Below are 18,425 nucleotides of genomic sequence, written 5' to 3'. Positions count from 1 at the left end.
CCAAACTATAGAAGATCTAGCTAAAAAAGTAGCTTAGATTTAACTTTTTTGTGTCCAAAATATTGACTCAAATCCAAAATTCTTTCCGTATTGGGTGTATAGAACGATTTTATTTATATTAGGAATGAGTTTGTTAGTAGGAATAGGTATGTTAATTTTTAACTTTGTAAAATAAATAATTAATTAATAAAGAACGACTGATTTTAGCAGTCGTTCTTTATGTTTAGGCTCATATGTTAGTGTATTAAATATTTCCAATGGATTTCCTAATCTCTTTATTTATAGTGTTTTGAATGTATACTTTTCTTTCTGATTTTGAGGATATCAAGGGAATTGAGGTAAAGTCAATGTTTGAGGGGAAATGAATGTAAACTAATATTTAAAAGTTCACATTCAAATATTAAGTAAAAAACCTATTCCAGTATTGGAATAGGTTTAACTATTATAGATAAGAATTTGTTGTTAATTCCATGTTTGTAGACTAGAACTTTGGTGAATAATTTTATTATTTTGCCAATCAATTTTATAATTATCTATAGTTCCAAACTTGTCGTGAGGATGCTTATAGGTTTTGCTATTTGATCCTATCCAACCTTTTAAATATTCATAGGATAATGTATACACATCTCGTTCTCTAGCATGTTTTACAGATAAATCTGTTGAAGTTGCATTTTTATCTGCAATTATGATTGCCATTGTACTTGGTTGAAAACCAAATCTTACTAGAGATGGAAGTTCACTGTCTGATGAAAAATTATCTTCTGCATTAATGAGTGGATCGGTACGTGAGCTCATAAATAATTCATTACCATAATAACCACTTGAATCTCTATTATAAGGTCCATATCCTTTATTATAAAATTGATTAAATTCTACATTCCAATCTACTTTTTTATCTGTGTTATTTGTTAAAAACGTTTTATAATTTGGTTGTTCATATGATATAGTATTGGACCAAGATGCACCAGCTGATACGGAAGATGAGAGACCTTCTGGTTTAACCTCTAAGCTCCCACCTACATTGTATGAAACTGTAGAAGATACTGTTTTTGATTCAATTTCATTTTTAGGTGACACTTTATAAAATTTTGCATTGTCATTACTTGTAATTTCTAACCCTGTTTTAAAAGCGGATGGCCAGAAAATCTGAGCTGAATATGTGCCAGTACCACGCGAAAAATTCGAAGCAATATTACTTCCTTCTGTAAAAACGATAGCATATTTTTTATCAGTATTTGGATCATCAATGAATGAAACTTTTATTGAATTTTTTATGTTTGCTTCAGCATTATAAGTTGAATCTAGACTATGCATAATTTTCGCACCTTGTCCTATTTCTTCAACTTTTGGTAAAGAATCTGCGTGTACAAATGAAGCGTTAAATGCTAAAGATCCACAAACGATTATTATTGGTGGTGGTATTACGGCAAGAGGTACTAAGTTATTAGATGAAGTGAAAGAAGAAGTACAGAAATATTTGCATCAAGAAATTTATAATACATGTGAGATTAGTTTAGCGCAAAATCGCAATCATGCGGGAATGATTGGTTCAATTTACCACTTATTACATCCCTATGAATAAATGATACAGATATTTTCATATAATTGAAAATTTATTCTTTTTTTCAATTGACAAATGATGCTACAATATAAGAGGAGAATACAATATTTTCCCATTTGGAAAATACCTTGTAGAAAGGAAGAAACTTCATGCCTATTATTTTAGAAAAAGGACAGAAGATTGATTTAACGAAGGGACAACCAGGAGTAGCAAAATTACAGGTTGGCTTAGGATGGGATCCAATTGGACAATCAGGTGGATTTCTATCTTCGTTATTTGGAAGTAAACCAAACATCGATTGTGATGCATCTGTGATTATGCTAGAAAATGATCGTTTTTTAAATAAAAATGATCTTGTTTATTTTGGAAATAAACTCTCTGCTTGTGGAAGTATTATTCATTCAGGTGATAATTTAACAGGTGAAGGTTCTGGCGATGATGAAACAATTTTCGTGGAATTACATAAAGTTCCGAGTCGTATTAATCGTTTAGTATTTGTTGTAAATATTTATGATTGCGTGAATCGTCGCCAAGATTTTGGCATGATTCAGAACGCATATATTCGTATTCAAAATCCACAAACACGTGAAGAATTAGTGCGTTATAATTTATCGGAAAATTACGGCGGAAAAACAACGCTAGTTGCAGGTGAAATGTATCGTGATGGAAGTGAATGGAAGTTTTCTGCAGTTGGAGAAGGTACACAAGATAAGAATTTAAGTGAGATTGTATCACGTTATCAGTAATACAATTTAAGGAGGAATAATATATGGCATCGATTTCGTTAAAAAAAGGACAGAAGGTAGATTTAACAAAAACAAATCCAGGCCTTTCTAACGTTCTTGTAGGTCTTGGTTGGGATACAAATCGCTATGATGGACAAAATGATTTTGATTTAGACGTTAGTATTTTTCTAGTAGGTGCAAATGGAAAAGTATCGGGTTCAGAAGACTTTGTGTTTTATAATAATCCAAAGGGTGCAAATGGTTCGGTAGAGCATTTAGGAGATAATCGTACTGGTGAAGGCGAAGGCGATGATGAAACAATTAAAGTAGATTTAAAGAATGTTCCTGCTCATATTGAGCGTATTTGTTTCACAATTACAATTTACGACGGAGAAAGCCGTAGCCAAAACTTTGGCCAAGTATCTAATTCTTTCGTACGTATTGTAGATGAAGAAAAAGGTTCAGAGCTAATTCGTTATGATCTTGGTGAGGACTTCTCTATTGAAACAGCAGTAGTAGTCGGTGAGTTATATCGTCATGCTGGGGATTGGAAGTTTAATGCAATCGGAAGTGGATTCCAAGGCGGATTAGGTGCTTTGTGTAGCAACTTTGGTTTAGATGTAGAGTAATAAGAAAAATATATAAATACAAATTGAAAAACCGGCATAAAAGCTTTCTTTTTAGGTGGGAGAGAGCATCCGGCCATGAATAGAAGCGGTCAGATTCTCTTCCTGCCTCATGCCAAGTGAAAACAAAGTGCAGGTCACTTTTATTTTTTCACAGCAGCAACTTAAATGTTGAAACATCAAAATGGATATATATGAGTGAACATGTACTTTACTCATGTATATACTTTTTAGAATCATAGTATAAGAGGTGAATATAAATGGTTATTCAATTACAAAAAGGACAGAAGATTGATTTAGGTAAGACAAGTCCAGGTCTTACAAAAGCAGTTATCGGCCTTGGCTGGGATATTAAATCATATGATGGCGGATCTGATTATGATTTAGACGCATCAGCTTTTTTATTAGATGCGAATGGAAAATGTACGAAAGAAACAGATTTTATTTTCTATAACAACTTACAATCTCCTTGTGAATCAGTTTTACATACAGGTGACAACCGTACAGGTGAAGGCGAAGGCGATGATGAGCAACTTGTTGTGGATTTAACTAAAGTTCCAGCAGATGTTCATAAAATTGCAATTACAGTTACGATTTATGATGCGGAAGGTCGCAATCAAAACTTTGGACAAGTTGCAAATGCATTTGTTCGTTTAGCAAATGAAGAGACAAATGAAGAAGTTCTTCGTTTTGATTTAGGAGAAGATTTCTCCATTGAAACAGCAGTTGTCTTTTGTGAATTATACCGTCATAATGGACAGTGGAAGTTTAATGCAGTAGGAAGTGGATTCCAAGGCGGATTAGGTGCGCTTGTAAGAGCGTATGGCTTGGATGCATAAGAAGGAAACGAACTTCGTTTCCTTTTTTTGACCTTTCTATAAATCTAGCAAAGAATAGGGGAAAACAGTAAGATGAGCATTTTACAAGGAATCCTTGATACGTATGCCCAATTTTTTGACTTGGACATGTGGATTAAAGTGTTACAAGATCCTGTATCTTGGGGATTAATTGGTACACTTGTTGTACTTGAAGGCTTACTATCTGCCGATAACGCCCTTGTGTTAGCGGTAATGGTAAAACATTTACCAGAAGAAAAACGCAAAAAGGCATTATTTTATGGGTTAATTGGTGCATATGCATTCCGTTTTATTGCAATTGGAATCGGTATGTTCTTAATTAAATTATGGTGGGTAAAAGTATTAGGAGCACTGTACCTTGCATGGCTTTCTATTAAATATTTCATTGATAAACGAAAAGAAAATAGTGAAGAAGAAGAACATGGCCTGAACCAAAATAGTATTCTTTTTAGAATATTTGGTGTATTCTGGGGAACAGTTGTCATGGTTGAATTAATGGATATTGCATTTTCAGTAGATAGCGTTCTTGCAGCGTTTGGTGTATCCAATGAAGTATGGATTCTGCTTCTGGGCGGAATGCTTGGTATTTTAATGATGCGTGGTATTGCAGGTGTATTCTTAAGATTACTAGAACGTATTCCAGAGCTTGAATCAACGGCGTATATTTTAATTTTAATTATTGCAGCGAAGATGTTACTATCTGTTATTCATATTGAAGTGCCACACTGGCTATTCTTTATGATTTTAGTTATCGCATTTGGTGCAACATTTATTTTGCATTATATGCGAAATTCTGGACAAGCCCGAGAAGAGATTGCAGCTACTAAGAAAGAAGATAAATAATTGAAATGGGTTTGCTCGTTATGCGAGCGCCCATTTTTTATAACTTAAAATAGTTTATAATAAAAAGATAAGATATTATTTCTTTAAAAAAGTAAATGTTTCTGGAGGTGAACTGTCGTGTTTTCGCGTTTTACACTTCATCCATATGCATTAAAAGAAGAAGCTGACTTAAAACAATTCGAAATGATTTTAGAAAAACGCCCACAATATGAATTAACAGAGAATGAGCTGAAATTTAGCTATATAGCTTGTCGTATTCTTGGTGTCCCAAACGATGTAGATGAATATTTTAATGAACTATTTGATTATAGCGAAGCAAAAGGAATTACTGTACTGCACGAACAGAATTTAAATAAAGTAATCGATTCTGAGAAGCTCCGCCAAATTCAAGAAGTATTTACATTACATCAAGAAGCGCCAAACGGACTTACTGTAAACCGCCTTGTTGCACATTTATCAGGAAAGCAATTGTTACCAAAAGTGGATAATCCAGATTTACAACACTATATACATACAACATTTATCACTGTATTGAAATTGTATGAGAAACAACATAATCAATCTTTAAAAACAGAAGGTTTTCGTCGTTTCTTAATTGATATCATTAAATTAAGTGAAAATTACGTAGCAAAATGGTTTTCTGCAATTAATTATAAGAAACAAATGCCGCGTATCGTTTGGTACGGTGATGCGAAAGAGAGTCAGATCTATTTCTTATATTTTCTTATTATGCTCGGATGTGATGTTCTCTATTATCATCCAGAAGGAAAAGATGGTTTTGAAAGCATTGATGATGCAGCTAGGACTTTTGTCGTTTCTCATCCAGGTCGCGTTTCATTAGAGCCATTCCCTGATCGGCGTCGTGAGCGTGTTGCAACGGTAGCGTATCAAGCATCGAAAGAAATTGAACAAGTGCTTCATCATGATAATTCATTATTATACAAACCGTGGCAATTTCGTACGTACACGCCTGTAGCACGTACGCTGAAGACAACATACGATGAACTCTTTATAATTACGAAAGAAAAAGCATTTATACGCCCGACATTCTTTGTGGAAAATAAACATATTTATATTCCATCTTTATTTGCAAAAGTATCTGGTATTTCAAAAAATGATAAAGAATATTTCCAGCGTTTGAAGGCTGTCACATCACTCGATAACAGCTTATTAATTAATACATTTCCATTTACAAAAGAACAAAAAGCAAACTTTCAATTTCATTATCGAGATGCATTAGACCGTGCTGGGAAACTGCATCCAGATCAAATTATGAATAGTCATTGGTGGCCACATAAACGCTTACCTGAAGGTTTGCAGCATGGGATTGCAGAAGCTATCATTCATACGTGTGAAAGTGAACTGTGTAAACCAGTTGGAAAAGAAACAAAACAAGATGTATCACTGTATGTTTTTGCGCAGCTTTCTCAAATCCCACCTCATATTTTAGAGTTACTTGAGAAATTTGATTATTCGCAAGAAGTACCGAAAATTGTTATATTTAACAATGAAAAGAGTGGAGAATTAATTCGTTCTGATGCGGTCTTATTATTATTTTTAAATCAAATTGGAATTGATGTATTGCACTTCAATCCAACAGGAAGAAATGATATTGAACCGTATATTGAAGGAGCGGCATTTGATTCACATTGGCTTGAGGAAGTGAACTTTGATCTTGAATTTCACGGCCCGTCAGCGTATAAAAATTTATCTCAAACAATAAAAGGGCTATTTCGTCCATTTTTATAAGGAAAGGGAGAATAACACATGAATAATCCAGTCGTACTAGATTCGAAAACAGAATTAAATGAGCAAACCGCACAAGATGTTCGTTTGCAGCTAAGGCAAGATGCTGAAGTGCAACGTATTTATAATGGAGTGGATGTTAAAGATCAGCTAGAATTAATTGAGCTTGGAAAAGAACCATCCATGGAAATTTCCCGTTTTGCAGATCAAATTTTACATACAATGTCTTTATCTAAGATAGAGGATTCTGGTGAGTTGCTAAAGCAACTTGGTAAAATTATGGATAGATTTGATAGTAAAGATTTCGCGGAAGAAAAAAGTGGCTTTTTCTCTCGTATGTTCAAAAAGGCAGATAAGATGATTGAACAAATCTTTAGTAAGTATCAAACGATGGGCCGTGAAATGGACAAAGTGTACGTGGAAATTACGAAATACCAAGATGAAATGAAAAAATCAATTGGTACGTTAGATGGCTTATATGAACAAAACTTAAAATATTATTTAGACTTAGAGAAATATGTAGTAGCAGGAGAAATGTTACTAGAGCGTCTAAACACAGAACTAGTTCCAATGTATGAAGAACGCGTTCGTAACAATGATCAATTGGCAGGTATTGAATTAGAATCTTTAAGAAACTCTGTCGAAATTTTAGAGCAACGCATTGATGATTTAGAGAAGGCTCGTATGGTTGCGTTATTAACAGCACCACAAATTCGCATGATTCAGCGTGGTAATAACAAATTAATCGGTAAAATTAATACAGCGTTTATTACAACAATTCCTATCTTTAAAAATGGAATTATTCAGGCTGTGAATGCAAAACGTCAAAAGCTTGTTGCGGATTCTATGGCTGAGCTTGACCGTCGTACCAATGAACTACTTAAGAAAAATGCACAAAACATTGCAACGCAAAGTGTAGAGGTAGCGAGACTTTCTGGTTCTTCTAGTATTAAAATGGAAACACTTGAAGAAACATGGAATATTATTTCAAGAGGTATGCAAGAAACACAGCAAATTGAAGAACAAAACAAACGTGAACGTGAAGAAAGCCGCAAGCGTATGGCGGAACTTACAGAGAATATAAAAAAAGAATTACAAGGGTAATGTAAAAAGGCAATGAGGAGCTCCCTCATTGCCTTTTAATTTTTCTTAAACACTTTTATCATTTCGTTTATAACAAGTGGAATAATACTTAGTAATATAACAAATCCCCAATCTTTTAAAGTTAAAGCATGTACGCCAAATATATTAGCAATCGGTGGAATGGAGATAATGCATACTTGCATAAGTACACCAATAAGTAGGGAGAAAACTAAGTATTTATTTGTGAATACTCCGATCGAAAAGATTGATTTTGTACTTGATCGTAAATTGAATGAATGAACAAGCTGTGAAAAACTGAGTACGACAAACGCCATCGTTTGGGCATGTAATAAAGCATCATCATCAATTTGAGATGGGAAAAGAGGGAAGATATTTGTATCTCCTGTATATAATTTTGCCCCAACAATAAAGGCGATTAACGTGATGAACCCAATTATAATCCCGTTTAAAATAAGAAAAGGAACGCTACCATGAAACAAGCTTTCTTTTGCATCACGCGGCTTTTCTTTCATCACATCCGGATCTTCTGGGTCAATACCTAGTGATAGAGCTGGGAGTGTATCTGTAATTAAATTCACCCACAAAATGTGAATCGGACGAAGTGGGGTAGCCCAGCCGAGTAAAATAGCTAAGAAGAGTGCAATAATCTCTCCAAAGTTGCAAGAGAGTAAGAAAAGAATCGATTTTTTAATGTTGCGATAAATATTTCTTCCTTCCTCAACAGCTTTTACAATAGATGAGAAGTTATCATCTGTTAAAACCATGTCAGCCGCGCCTTTAGCAACATCTGTTCCTGTAATCCCCATTGCGACTCCGATATCAGCTTGTTTTAAAGATGGTGCATCATTGACACCATCTCCAGTCATAGAAACAATATTTCCTTTTGCGCGTAGTGCCTTCACAATTTTAACTTTATGTTCAGGAGAAACGCGTGCAAAGACGTTTAAATGATTAATTTCATTTGTTAGTTTTTCGTCTGAAATACGATCTAATTCTGTTCCAATCATGACTTCGGATTCTTTTTCAGCAATACCAAGTTCTTTTGCAATAGCAAAAGCGGTATCTTTATGATCTCCTGTAATCATAACAGTACGAATTCCCGCGTTTTTACATTCTGCAATAGATGCTTTTACTTCTGTTCGCGGTGGATCAATCATGCCGACAAGTCCGATGAATATAAGATTTTCTTCCATGTGATTGGTGTTAACGTTTTTTGTATCATACTGTTTGAAAGCAAATGATAGTACTCGTAAAGCTTTTTGAGACATCATTTGAGCAGCTTCTAATATTTGTTCTTCAATTGCTTCGGTTAAGACCTCCGTCTTACCATTTATAAAGATATGTTTACAACGAGGTAAGAGTTTATCAATTGCTCCTTTTGTCATGCTGTAATAGTTTTCATTGTACTCATGCAATGTTGTCATCATTTTACGTTCGGAGTCAAATGGTAATTCGTTCACGCGTCTATGTTGATCTTCTAAAGTGTCTTTTTGAAGATGAAAGATGCTGCCAGCAACAAGAAGAGCAATTTCTGTTGGATCGCCAGTTTGTGATTCAGCCTTATAAGATGCATCGTTGCATAAAATCATATTTTCTAATAATAAGCGCTGAGCATCATTGTTTATATTTAAATTTTTTAGTTTATCGTATGTACGGTCACTATAGAAATGAGTAACTGTCATTTTATTTTGTGTTAATGTTCCTGTTTTATCTGAACAAATAATTGTAACAGAACCGAGTGCTTCTACGGCTGGAAGCTTGCGAATAATCACGTTTTGTTTAATCATACGTTGCACACCAATTGCAAGAACAATGGAAACAATAGCTGGTAATCCCTCTGGAATTGCTGCAACCGCTAAGCTAATGGCAGTCATAAACATTTCTAATGTGTCTCGGCCTTGGAAATATCCGATGAAGAACATGGTGATACAGATTGCAACTGCTACAAAACCTAAATATTTCCCGACTTGAGCTAAGCTTTTTTGAAGTGGTGTTGCATCATCATCCGCTTCATGCAAGAGAGTAGCGATTTTTCCAATTTGAGACTTCATTCCTGTTTCAACAGCAACACCAACACCTCGGCCGTATGTAACAAGGGTCGACATAAAGGCCATATTTTTTTGATCACCGAGTGGTATTTGTTCTTCATTTTGAAGAGAAGGATGGTAAAGTGAATCTTTATCCACAGGAACAGATTCGCCTGTTAAAGCAGATTCCTCAATTTTTAAATTGGCGGTTTCAATAAGCCGTAAGTCACACGGAATATAACGTCCAGCATCAAGCATAACGATATCTCCTGGAACAACATCTTCGGACGGAATTTCTTTTAGTTCACCATCCCGTTTTACAATTGCTTTTGGCGTTGCCATCTTTTTTAATGCTTCTAAAGCTTGTTCTGCTTTCGATTCTTGAATGACACCAATTACAGCATTTAAGACAACAACGAGAGCAATAATGCTCGCATCGGCCCACTCACCAACAAAGGCAGAAATAAGAGCGGCAATTAAAAGAACATAGACGAGAACATCATTAATTTGAGAAAAAATACGTTGCCATAAAGTCCGTTTTTGTTTTGTAGTGAGTTCGTTTCGTCCATATTTTTTTAATCGAATTTGCACCATTTCGTCTGTTAGACCATGTTGTTCATTTGTTTCAAGTGCAAGTATTGCTTGACCTTTCGTTTTACTGTACCAATTGCTCATAGATAAACACCTCCGGTAAAAGCAGTTAGCAATGGTAATAAGATAAATATTAAAAAAAGAGTTTGGTGAAAGGGAAGGTCTATGGTGAAGTTCTCCTTTTATTGTACAGTATTTGGAAAATAGATGTAGAAAAGTGGAAGGGTGTCATTAATTTGTCGGAAATAAAAAAGTCCCTTTGTATAAGGGACTTTTCATTATTTTTTAATTAGCGTACCTAATTCTTCAGTAATAGCCTGCATTTCACTAATGCTGAATGTTTCACGTTTCATTACATGGTCGTAAATATCTCGTAAATCTTCGTACATTTCTTGGTTAAAGCTTTCAGCTCTCATTGCTCCTGCGTTTACCATGCGTAACTTTTCTTTAATAGCTTCTACCATATATTCAACATTTTCTTGCGATTTTACGGATAAATCCACCGAAGTGTCCCCCTTTGAAATAACATAAAGATATCTTAACATTTTTTATCATTTTCGTTAATGAAACTTTTCAACCCTATTAAATTAGTAGGGATTTCCTTTATAATTAATAATTGGTTGTTTATACTATATGTATATATAAGAAATGCACCAAGAAGGGAAGAAACAAATATGATTCAAGTATTGTTTGTTTGTCTTGGGAACATTTGTCGTTCACCGATGGCAGAAGCGATTTTTCGTGATATTGTCGTGCAAGAAGGATTAGAAGATAAAATTCAAATTGATTCTGCTGGAACAGGCGATTGGCATATTGGTCATCCACCTCATGAAGGAACACAAAAAGTTTTAAAAGAAAATGAAGTCTCTTTTGAAGGAATTAAAGCACGTCAAGTAGAAAAAGAAGACTTAACAAAGTTTGATTATATTATTGCCATGGACAACAAGAATATAGCGGATTTAGAAAGTTTAGGTAAAGCTGGAGGCTATATTGGTAGACTGTCTGATTTTGTTCCAGACGGTGGCTGGACGGATGTTCCTGACCCTTATTTTACAGGGAACTTTCAAGAAGTATATGACCTTGTAACAGAAGGGTGTGCAAAATTGTTAGCATTCATTCGAAATGAGCAAGGAATATGAGAAAGCTTAGAAAGAAATACTTTCTAACATAAGAAATGAAAGGGTGAAGGAATATGGCAAAGAAGAATAATATAGCTCGAAACATTGCAATTGGGGTAGCAGCAGGTGTAGCTGTTTCTATGCTTAAGAAAGAAAATCGTGAAAAAGTGAAAAATACAGCAGAAAAAGCAAAATCAAAAATGATTGAAATTGGCGAGAATGCAAAGATAAAAGAAAAAGTGCAAACTGTTACAGATAAAGGACGCGAACTTGCAGATTTTAATGTAGTAAAGGCGAAGGTAGCGGAAATAAAGAAGCTAACGCCAGCTGTTGTTGGCACGTTAAAGGAAACAAAAGAAATATTTAGTAAGAAAAAGATTGAACGAGAGGAAAAGCCAGAAACAATTGAAATTCAAGCTGTGTCTCCAAAAGTAGAAGAATTAAAAGTAGAAGAAGAACCGGTAGTAGCTGAAGATGGTGGAATGAAAGAAGCGCGTGAATTATTTATGAAGGACTCTAATGCAGAAGAAAAAAAAACAGAAGCATACATTGAGTTAAAGCAAGATAAAGAAGAGAAGAAAAGCGTTTAGAGAAATATGAAAAAATTTCTAGAGAAAGCAAGGGGAAATCGTGTCTATTCGTTTGGGAAAGATCTATATGACCGAACGATGCGAGATGACGTAGCGGGCCTAGCAGCACAGCTCGCTTATTTCTTCTTGCTTGCTATTTTTCCTGGACTTGTTTTTTTAATTACGCTTCTTGGATTTATTCCAATTCAAACAGAGGATGTGCTCAGTTTATTAGAGGCTTATGTGCCAGAAGATGCAATGAACTTAATTGAAGTGAACGTAGATAAAGTTGTAAATGAACAAAATGGTGGTTTATTATCGTTTGGTTTATTATCAACGTTATGGTTTGCATCAAATGGTGTAAATGCAGTTATGAATGCATTTAACCGAGCCTATGATGTAAAGGAAACGCGCTCTTTTATCGCGACGAGAGCTTTGTCTATTGTGCTTACACTAGCGATGATTTTTATGATTGTCTTCGCGTTAATTGTTCCTGTATTTGGACAAGTAATTGGTGCAGCTGTTTTTAAAGCGCTTGGTTTATCAGAAAGCTTTTCTTTCGTATGGAGTATTATACGGCTAGTAGCCAGTTTCTTAGTGTTATTTGCCTTATTTAGCTTTTTATACACATTTGCACCTGATCGAAAGTTAAAGAGAAGAGAAGTTATATCAGGGGCATTATTTGCAACGGTTGGGTGGATTTTGGTATCGTACTCATTTGCCTATTACGTGGATAAATTTGCAAATTATGCGAATACATACGGTGGTCTTGGTGGTATTATCATTTTAATGTTATGGTTCTATTTAACGGCTTGGGTCATTTTACTTGGCGGAGAAATTAATGGATTACTACATTTTTATCGAACAAGTGACAATAATTCCCGTGATGAAAAATAATTTTCTGTTCCATAATAAAGAGGAACAGGGGGGATTCAAAATGAGTAATAATAAAAAAAATCATAATAACAAAAACCAAGGTAAAAAAAATAGTAGCTCACATCCAAAACATAAAACGAGTAGCAGTGCTAATGGACATAATAGCTATCATTAAAAAAACGGGTTCCCTCTGGGGACCCGTTTAGTTATTTCCTTTTAATAAACGTAAGCCGTTTAAAATTACAAGGATTGTACTTCCTTCGTGACCAATAACGCCAAATGGAAGAGCTAAAAATTGTAGGAAATTAGAGCAAATGAGCATTGCGATTACTGCTAATGAAAAAATAACATTTTGTTTTACAATGCGGTTCATTCGTTTTGATAAACGAATGGCCTGTGCAAGGCGAGAGAGTTCATTTTTCATTAGAACGACATCTGCTGTTTCTAAGGCAACATCTGTCCCTTCGCCCATAGCAACGCCAATACTTGCTGTAGCAAGTGCAGGAGCATCGTTAATACCGTCGCCAACCATTGCCACTGTACCGTATTTTTCTTTTAGTTGCTTCACTGTTTCTACTTTTGTTTCTGGTAAGCATGATGCGTAGTATTCTTTTATGTTGCTTTCAGTCGCAATTGCTTTAGCCGTCTGTTCGTTATCACCAGTGATCATGATAGCTTCAACACCAATGCTTTGTAAATCACGAATAGCAGCAATTGTTTCCTGGCGAAGTGTATCTTTTAAAGCAATAAGCCCAAGAATTCCTTTTTCATTACTAATATAGACAACAGTTTTTCCTTCTTGTTCGAGTGTCGTAGCGATACCATTATGAAAAGTTTTTGTTTCTTCGCCAATAAAATCGGCCTTTCCAATCTTATAAGCTGTATTTTCTAAAATTCCTTTTAAGCCAAATCCAGTGACATCTTCTACACTTTCGGGTTTCGTTAATGTAATGTCATATGCATGTTTTGCGTACTTGACGATAGCTTCTGCGAGTGGGTGTGTGGAATGACTTTCGATAGAAGCTGTAATATACAACACATCTTTTTCTGTTATTTCATCATGTACGTAAACATCTGTCACAGTCGGTTTTCCTTGAGTTAATGTTCCTGTTTTATCAAAGGCAATTGCCTTCACTGAGGCAAGGCGTTCTAAATGAATACCACCTTTAAATAAAATACCGCTTCGTGCGCCGTTAGAAATAGCAGATAATGTCGCTGGTGTAATCGATGCGACAAGCGCACATGGAGAAGCAACAACGAGTAAAATCATGGCACGATAAAATGTTTCGTTCCAGCTCCAATCTAGTAGGAAATGAGGAACAAACATCATTAGAGCAACGATGATAAGTACACCTTTTACATATGTTCCTTCAAATTTTTCGATAAAAAGTTGCGATGGTGATTTTTCACTTTGCGCGTTTTGAACGAGACGGATAATTTTTTGAAACAATGTTTGGTCGCTTCTTTTTGTAATTTTAACTTCAATAGCCCCGCGTAGGTTCACGGTTCCAGCGAATACTTCATCACCAAATTTTTTCTCATTTGGGATAGGCTCCCCAGTGATAGCAGCTTCATCGATATTTGTTTCACCGCTATGAATTGTACCATCTGCAGGTACGCGTTCACCTGGCTTAATTAAAATGATGTCATCAATTTCTAACTGAGCTACTGGAATATGTTCTTCTGTTCCATGTGAAATGAGCAAGGCTTCTTCAGGTTGTAAATCTAGCAGTGCTGAAATTTCTTTTTGGCTTTTACTTAATGTATAAGCTTCCATTGCACCGCTTAGTGCAAAGATAAATATTAAGATGGCACCTTCTGCCCAGTATCCGATAATAGCGGCACCAATGGCAGCGAAGAGCATTAACATTTCTACATTCAATTCTTTTTCTTCTATTGTATCTTCGATTCCTTCTTTCGCTTTCGCATATCCTCCAATTATATAAGCGAGGATATAAAAAACTATCCCAGCAGTTGTTGCTTCGTTTTTTGTGAATAACCAACCGGATAAAATGAAAACACCAGATAGGATTGCAAAGATAAGTTCATAATGCTTTTGGAATGATTGAATCCAGGATGGGTTAGACATATCCTTTTTTGATGGTAATACTTTTACTTCTGAGTTCATTATTACTCGCTCCTTCCAAATTCTTATTGAGAAAAAGAATCAAAATCGAAATCCCCATAAAACGACGAAAGCTGCCATCCATACGGATAGCAGCATTTCTATTGAAAAATTTTATCAGTTATTATCTTGTAATTATTCTATATTATATCATATGTTTTTACTTGAGAATATGTTTTTGTTTATATGTCAAATTGAAAAACTTGTTTTTTTGCGTTTCCTTTGGTATATATGAATACTGTTCGTAAAAAGGTCGGAAAGGAAGACGATAAGTGAAGACAGAGAAATTTTTTACCCATCCAATTGGTGTGTTTGCTGCAGCGCTAGCAGCGACATTTCTATGGGGAAGCGCATTTCCTTTTATTAAATTAAGTTATGCTGAACTCGGAATTCAGCCACATGAAGTTGGCGAGCAAATATTATTTGCTGGTTATCGCTTTTTCTTATCTGGTGTGATGCTCTTATTCTTTTTTAAAGCAATAGGAAAAGATATGCATTTCAAAAAAGAAACAGGGAAGCAATTAGTGCAAATTGGTTTATTTCAAACATTTCTACAATATGTATGCTTTTATATTGGTATGAGTTACAGTTCTGGAATTGAAGGTGCTATTATTTCTGGTACATCATCTTTTTTTCAAATTTTAATTGCGCATTTTTTGTATAAAGATGATGCATTAAATATTCGAAAAGTAATTGGCGTGTCTATCGGTTTTTGTGGTGTGATTCTTGTGAATGTTCCAAGTGATGGAAGTATGGCGTTTCATTTTGGAATTGGTGAATTATTGCTTCTTGGGGCCGCGATGATGTATTCATATGGAAATATATTGGCGAAAGAAGGAAGCAAAACATTAGATGTTGGGTACATGACAGCCTATCAGATGATTTTTGGATCTATCGGATTATTATGTATTGGTATTTTTCAAGTTGGATTTATGCCTTTTGTATTCAATATGAAAGCACTATCTATGTTACTTTATTTATCCTTCTTATCAGCGGCGGGGTTCTGTATATGGAATACAGTTATGAAGTATAACAAGGTCGGAAAAGTATCGATGTATATGTTCTTTATACCAGTATTTGGAGTCTTATTATCCAGCATGATTTTAGGGGAAGCAATTCATTCATTTGTTTTATTTGGATTAGCATGTGTAGCAGCGGGTATTATCGTAGTAAATCGGACACCAAATATGCAAAAAACGGAGCAAGAGAAACAAGCGGCATAAAAAGAGTAGGATTAATTTCTTTTAATTTTAGAAAAAAGGATAGGAGTGTTCCTCTTTTTTTGAAATTTTATATGATAAAAACAGGAGAAGATAGGTTATATCACGAAGAAATATTAATATCCATTTATTGAGGAGAACATGTTATGAATGAAATTTATATACTATTAATTGGACAAGTCATTGTATTTGTTGTAGGTGCGGTTTATGCAATAGCACAGACAAAGCAAACGGGAGAAAATGAGCCTTTACCATTATTGATTCGTCTTATTCTTAGTTTTTCTTTAACTGGTGGTGCGATCTGGATTTGGTTACAAGATCCATCTGTAGAGTATCGTCAGTGGGCTGCAATTGGTATGACTTTATCTACGCTTGGTGATTTATTTATGGCAGGGATCATTCCATTTGGACATCGGTTAATCGGCGGTATGGTTACCTTTGCAATTGCGCATTGTTTTTATGTAACAGCATTTTTGCAAACGGGTATCTCATGGAATGGGTTCTGGATTGGAGTAGTAGCATACGGTTTATTTTTAATAATTGGTTGGTTCTTTTTTATTCGCAATCAAAAACAAGATAGGCTGTTTACAATTGGTGCGCTCGTATATGGTTTATGGGTTGGGGGAATGGCGTGTTTTGCATTTGCATTATACTATACAAACAACGGAATGTGGTGGATTCCAGCGCTTGGCGGATTGTTATTTGTGATTTCTGATTTTATTATAGGTGTAACGGATATTGGTGGTCGCAAAGTAAAGTATGATCCACTTTGGATCTGGGTAACATATGTTGCTGCACAGATGTGTATTGTATATGTTGGAATATAAAAGAGGATATCTCTAAAAGTAGCTATTGAGCTACTTTTGGGATATCCTCTTTTTTGATTATATATTATGCTACGATGTTCTTTTGCTGTAAAGCGGAAAGACTATATTCGTCAGCCGCTTTATAATCTTGAGATAATAGCTCATTAATGTATATTTTGTTATAAATAAAGCAGAAAATCCGAATGTAAAAGCACTTGCAATTAAGATAATTAAAAACCATTTCCAATCCCCACGGAATATAGCAGGGAAAAATCCGAAGAAAAAGACAGTCCAGCTAAAACCTAGTTTTGCCTGTTTAATTTGTCCAGTATTTTCGTTCCTTAACATAACTTTCATAAAAAATGAGTCCTCCTTGGAGTATATGCATTAATTTATAAAAGACCAATCTAGTATATCAATTACATTTAAGAATATTATTCAGATTTATAAAATTTTATAGGTTTTATCTTGTTCTTTCGGAATTTTGTGGAAATTAATAATAAAAACTATCTATAATAAATGTAACAAAGGGAGAGGAATGAGAGATGGAAAATGAAAAAGAAAAGTCGCTTTCGTGAGCTTTTTGAAATACTAGCTATTGCGTGTTTGTTGTTTTTTTTAGTGAAAATTTTTGTGTTTTTTCCAACAACTGTGCAGGGAGCATCTATGAGGCCAACATTGCAAGATGGGGATAAAGTAATTATTAATAAGTTAGCAAAGAGATTTGAAACCTATGAGCGTGAAGATATTATTGTAGTAAAGACTGATAATTTTTATGTGAAGAGAATTATTGGGTTGCCAGGAGATGTAATTGAGATGAAAAATGACCAATTATACGTAAATCATCAAGTGCAAAGTGAACCTTATTTAGATAAAAATAAAAAACAAGCGAAACAACTTCTTATTAATTTAACTGAAGACTTTGGTCCTATTACGATTCCGAAAAATAAAATTTTTGTCATGGGAGATAATCGTTTAGTGAGTAGAGATAGCCGTAACGGCTTAGGACTGATTCATAAAACAGAAGTGCTTGGCACATTAACTGCAATCTATTATCCGTTTGATCATATGAAAATTGTGAACTAGAAAGAAGGGACAATATGGAGGATATGATTGGACACATTCTAGTAGGAGTTGGTCGCGCAGCAATTGCATTAGGTGAAATATGTGTTGATGCAGGTAAAGGGATTGTAAGAGGGACTGTTAGTATTATAAGAGTCGCTGGAGACTTTATGTTAGATGAAGTGGTAGAGCAGGCATTAGAAAGATTAGCGGAACGAGAAGAAAGGAAAAAGAAAAGAGTGCATCGACACATAGAAAAACTGAAGCGGTATACATGGTTCAAGGTTTTATATGAGGATAAGCGCTGCCAGGAAATTTTAAATTATAATAAAGCATGCAGGGATGTATTAAGCAAACGTCGTTATGTACATAAGTTAATTCATAAAGAAGATGAAAGAAAGAAATTCATTAAGCGTGTGAAAATTGATGCAAAGGTTAATGATGTTATTTAGGATATGTGAAATAGAATATAAGTAAAAAACCAAGCAATTGTTGAACTGTACCCTATAAAATGGACAGTTTAATAAAAAGACCTTTAAAAATTAGGCACTTAAAAGATGGTTCCGGTA

17 protein-coding genes and 2 pseudogenes are annotated in these 18,425 nt (G+C 34.7%); 14 read left to right on the top strand and 5 right to left on the bottom strand.

From position 1 onward, the window contains the following. Nucleotides 1-462: 462 nt before the first annotated feature. On the bottom strand, nucleotides 463-1,314 hold the full coding sequence (locus JDS96_RS26300; protein ID WP_242479998.1) for a beta-channel forming cytolysin: 852 nt from the start codon (nucleotides 1,312-1,314) through the stop codon (nucleotides 463-465). 76 nt (nucleotides 1,315-1,390) lie between these two features. Here JDS96_RS26300 and JDS96_RS26295 point away from each other — a divergent pair. The 7 genes and pseudogenes from JDS96_RS26295 to JDS96_RS26265 form a co-directional block, all read left to right on the top strand. Continuing rightward, nucleotides 1,391-1,582, top strand: a pseudogene (locus tag JDS96_RS26295) (ROK family protein); the annotation flags it as partial. Nucleotides 1,583-1,710: 128 nt separating this feature from the next. Further along, nucleotides 1,711-2,307 (top strand): TerD family protein, encoded by a 597-nt coding sequence (locus tag JDS96_RS26290; RefSeq protein ID WP_199668538.1) that lies wholly within the window; start codon nucleotides 1,711-1,713, stop codon nucleotides 2,305-2,307. Between the two features lie 23 nt (nucleotides 2,308-2,330). Next, nucleotides 2,331-2,915 carry a TerD family protein gene (locus tag JDS96_RS26285; protein ID WP_199668537.1) on the top strand — a complete coding sequence of 195 codons (585 nt, stop codon included), beginning with the start codon at nucleotides 2,331-2,333 and terminating at the stop codon, nucleotides 2,913-2,915. 257 nt (nucleotides 2,916-3,172) lie between these two features. Continuing rightward, nucleotides 3,173-3,751 (top strand): TerD family protein, encoded by a 579-nt coding sequence (locus JDS96_RS26280; protein ID WP_003194796.1) that lies wholly within the window; start codon nucleotides 3,173-3,175, stop codon nucleotides 3,749-3,751. A 72-nt stretch (nucleotides 3,752-3,823) separates the two neighbouring features. After that, nucleotides 3,824-4,612 (top strand): TerC family protein, encoded by a 789-nt coding sequence (locus tag JDS96_RS26275; protein WP_016112938.1) that lies wholly within the window; start codon nucleotides 3,824-3,826, stop codon nucleotides 4,610-4,612. Between the two features lie 117 nt (nucleotides 4,613-4,729). After that, nucleotides 4,730-6,361, top strand: coding sequence for a YceG family protein (locus JDS96_RS26270; protein ID WP_199668536.1), 1,632 nt, complete (start codon nucleotides 4,730-4,732; stop codon nucleotides 6,359-6,361). Nucleotides 6,362-6,379: 18 nt separating this feature from the next. After that, a complete protein-coding gene (locus JDS96_RS26265; protein ID WP_199668535.1) occupies nucleotides 6,380-7,462 on the top strand; it encodes a toxic anion resistance protein in 1,083 nt (360 codons plus the stop codon). Between the two features lie 35 nt (nucleotides 7,463-7,497). On the opposite strand, the gene JDS96_RS26260 is transcribed toward JDS96_RS26265, so the two are convergent. Together JDS96_RS26260 and JDS96_RS26255 are read right to left on the bottom strand one after the other, a co-directional pair. Beyond that, on the bottom strand, nucleotides 7,498-10,164 hold the full coding sequence (locus JDS96_RS26260; RefSeq protein ID WP_199668534.1) for a cation-translocating P-type ATPase: 2,667 nt from the start codon (nucleotides 10,162-10,164) through the stop codon (nucleotides 7,498-7,500). Nucleotides 10,165-10,358: 194 nt separating this feature from the next. Continuing rightward, nucleotides 10,359-10,583, bottom strand: a complete 225-nt coding sequence (locus JDS96_RS26255) for a DUF1128 domain-containing protein (RefSeq protein ID WP_003194805.1) — start codon at nucleotides 10,581-10,583, stop codon at nucleotides 10,359-10,361. A 171-nt stretch (nucleotides 10,584-10,754) separates the two neighbouring features. Here JDS96_RS26255 and JDS96_RS26250 point away from each other — a divergent pair, with 171 nt between their 5' ends. The 3 genes from JDS96_RS26250 to JDS96_RS26240 are packed head-to-tail and all read left to right on the top strand — an operon-like array spanning nucleotide 10,755 to nucleotide 12,664. Beyond that, entirely contained in the window at nucleotides 10,755-11,219 is a 465-nt protein-coding gene (locus JDS96_RS26250; protein WP_018767220.1) for a low molecular weight protein-tyrosine-phosphatase, read from the top strand. Nucleotides 11,220-11,272: 53 nt separating this feature from the next. Next, complete coding sequence (locus tag JDS96_RS26245) at nucleotides 11,273-11,788, top strand: DUF4075 domain-containing protein (protein ID WP_006093368.1); 516 nt, start codon at nucleotides 11,273-11,275, stop codon at nucleotides 11,786-11,788. A gap of 6 nt (nucleotides 11,789-11,794) precedes the next feature. Then, the gene (locus JDS96_RS26240) at nucleotides 11,795-12,664 is read left to right on the top strand and encodes a YihY/virulence factor BrkB family protein (RefSeq protein ID WP_199668533.1); all 870 of its coding nucleotides are present in this window, start codon (nucleotides 11,795-11,797) and stop codon (nucleotides 12,662-12,664) included. A gap of 181 nt (nucleotides 12,665-12,845) precedes the next feature. Here the strand turns inward: JDS96_RS26240 and JDS96_RS26235 are convergent, their stop codons facing one another. Continuing rightward, nucleotides 12,846-14,507 (bottom strand): heavy metal translocating P-type ATPase, encoded by a 1,662-nt coding sequence (locus JDS96_RS26235; protein WP_374221012.1) that lies wholly within the window; start codon nucleotides 14,505-14,507, stop codon nucleotides 12,846-12,848. Between the two features lie 533 nt (nucleotides 14,508-15,040). Between JDS96_RS26235 and JDS96_RS26230 the strand changes: the two genes are divergently transcribed. Together JDS96_RS26230 and JDS96_RS26225 are read left to right on the top strand one after the other, a co-directional pair. Then, nucleotides 15,041-15,991 carry a DMT family transporter gene (locus JDS96_RS26230; protein ID WP_003194814.1) on the top strand — a complete coding sequence of 317 codons (951 nt, stop codon included), beginning with the start codon at nucleotides 15,041-15,043 and terminating at the stop codon, nucleotides 15,989-15,991. Between the two features lie 143 nt (nucleotides 15,992-16,134). After that, nucleotides 16,135-16,815: a lysoplasmalogenase gene (locus JDS96_RS26225; RefSeq protein WP_003194816.1), complete on the top strand. Its 681-nt coding sequence runs from the start codon at nucleotides 16,135-16,137 to the stop codon at nucleotides 16,813-16,815. Nucleotides 16,816-16,879: 64 nt separating this feature from the next. Here the strand turns inward: JDS96_RS26225 and JDS96_RS26220 are convergent. Further along, nucleotides 16,880-17,151: pseudogene (locus JDS96_RS26220) on the bottom strand (hypothetical protein). 195 nt (nucleotides 17,152-17,346) lie between these two features. Here JDS96_RS26220 and lepB point away from each other — a divergent pair. Continuing rightward, nucleotides 17,347-17,880 (top strand): signal peptidase I, encoded by a 534-nt coding sequence (lepB, locus tag JDS96_RS26215; RefSeq protein ID WP_003194819.1) that lies wholly within the window; start codon nucleotides 17,347-17,349, stop codon nucleotides 17,878-17,880. Between the two features lie 14 nt (nucleotides 17,881-17,894). After that, nucleotides 17,895-18,308 carry a hypothetical protein gene (locus JDS96_RS26210; protein WP_199668531.1) on the top strand — a complete coding sequence of 138 codons (414 nt, stop codon included), beginning with the start codon at nucleotides 17,895-17,897 and terminating at the stop codon, nucleotides 18,306-18,308. The last annotated feature ends 117 nt before the right edge of the window (nucleotides 18,309-18,425 follow it).

It is taken from the genome of Bacillus cereus group sp. N21 (assembly GCF_016483395.1).
GTDB classification, from domain to species: domain Bacteria; phylum Bacillota; class Bacilli; order Bacillales; family Bacillaceae_G; genus Bacillus_A; species Bacillus_A pseudomycoides.
Note: the sequence above shows the minus strand (reverse complement) of the source record. Positions and strands in the feature narration are given on the sequence as shown.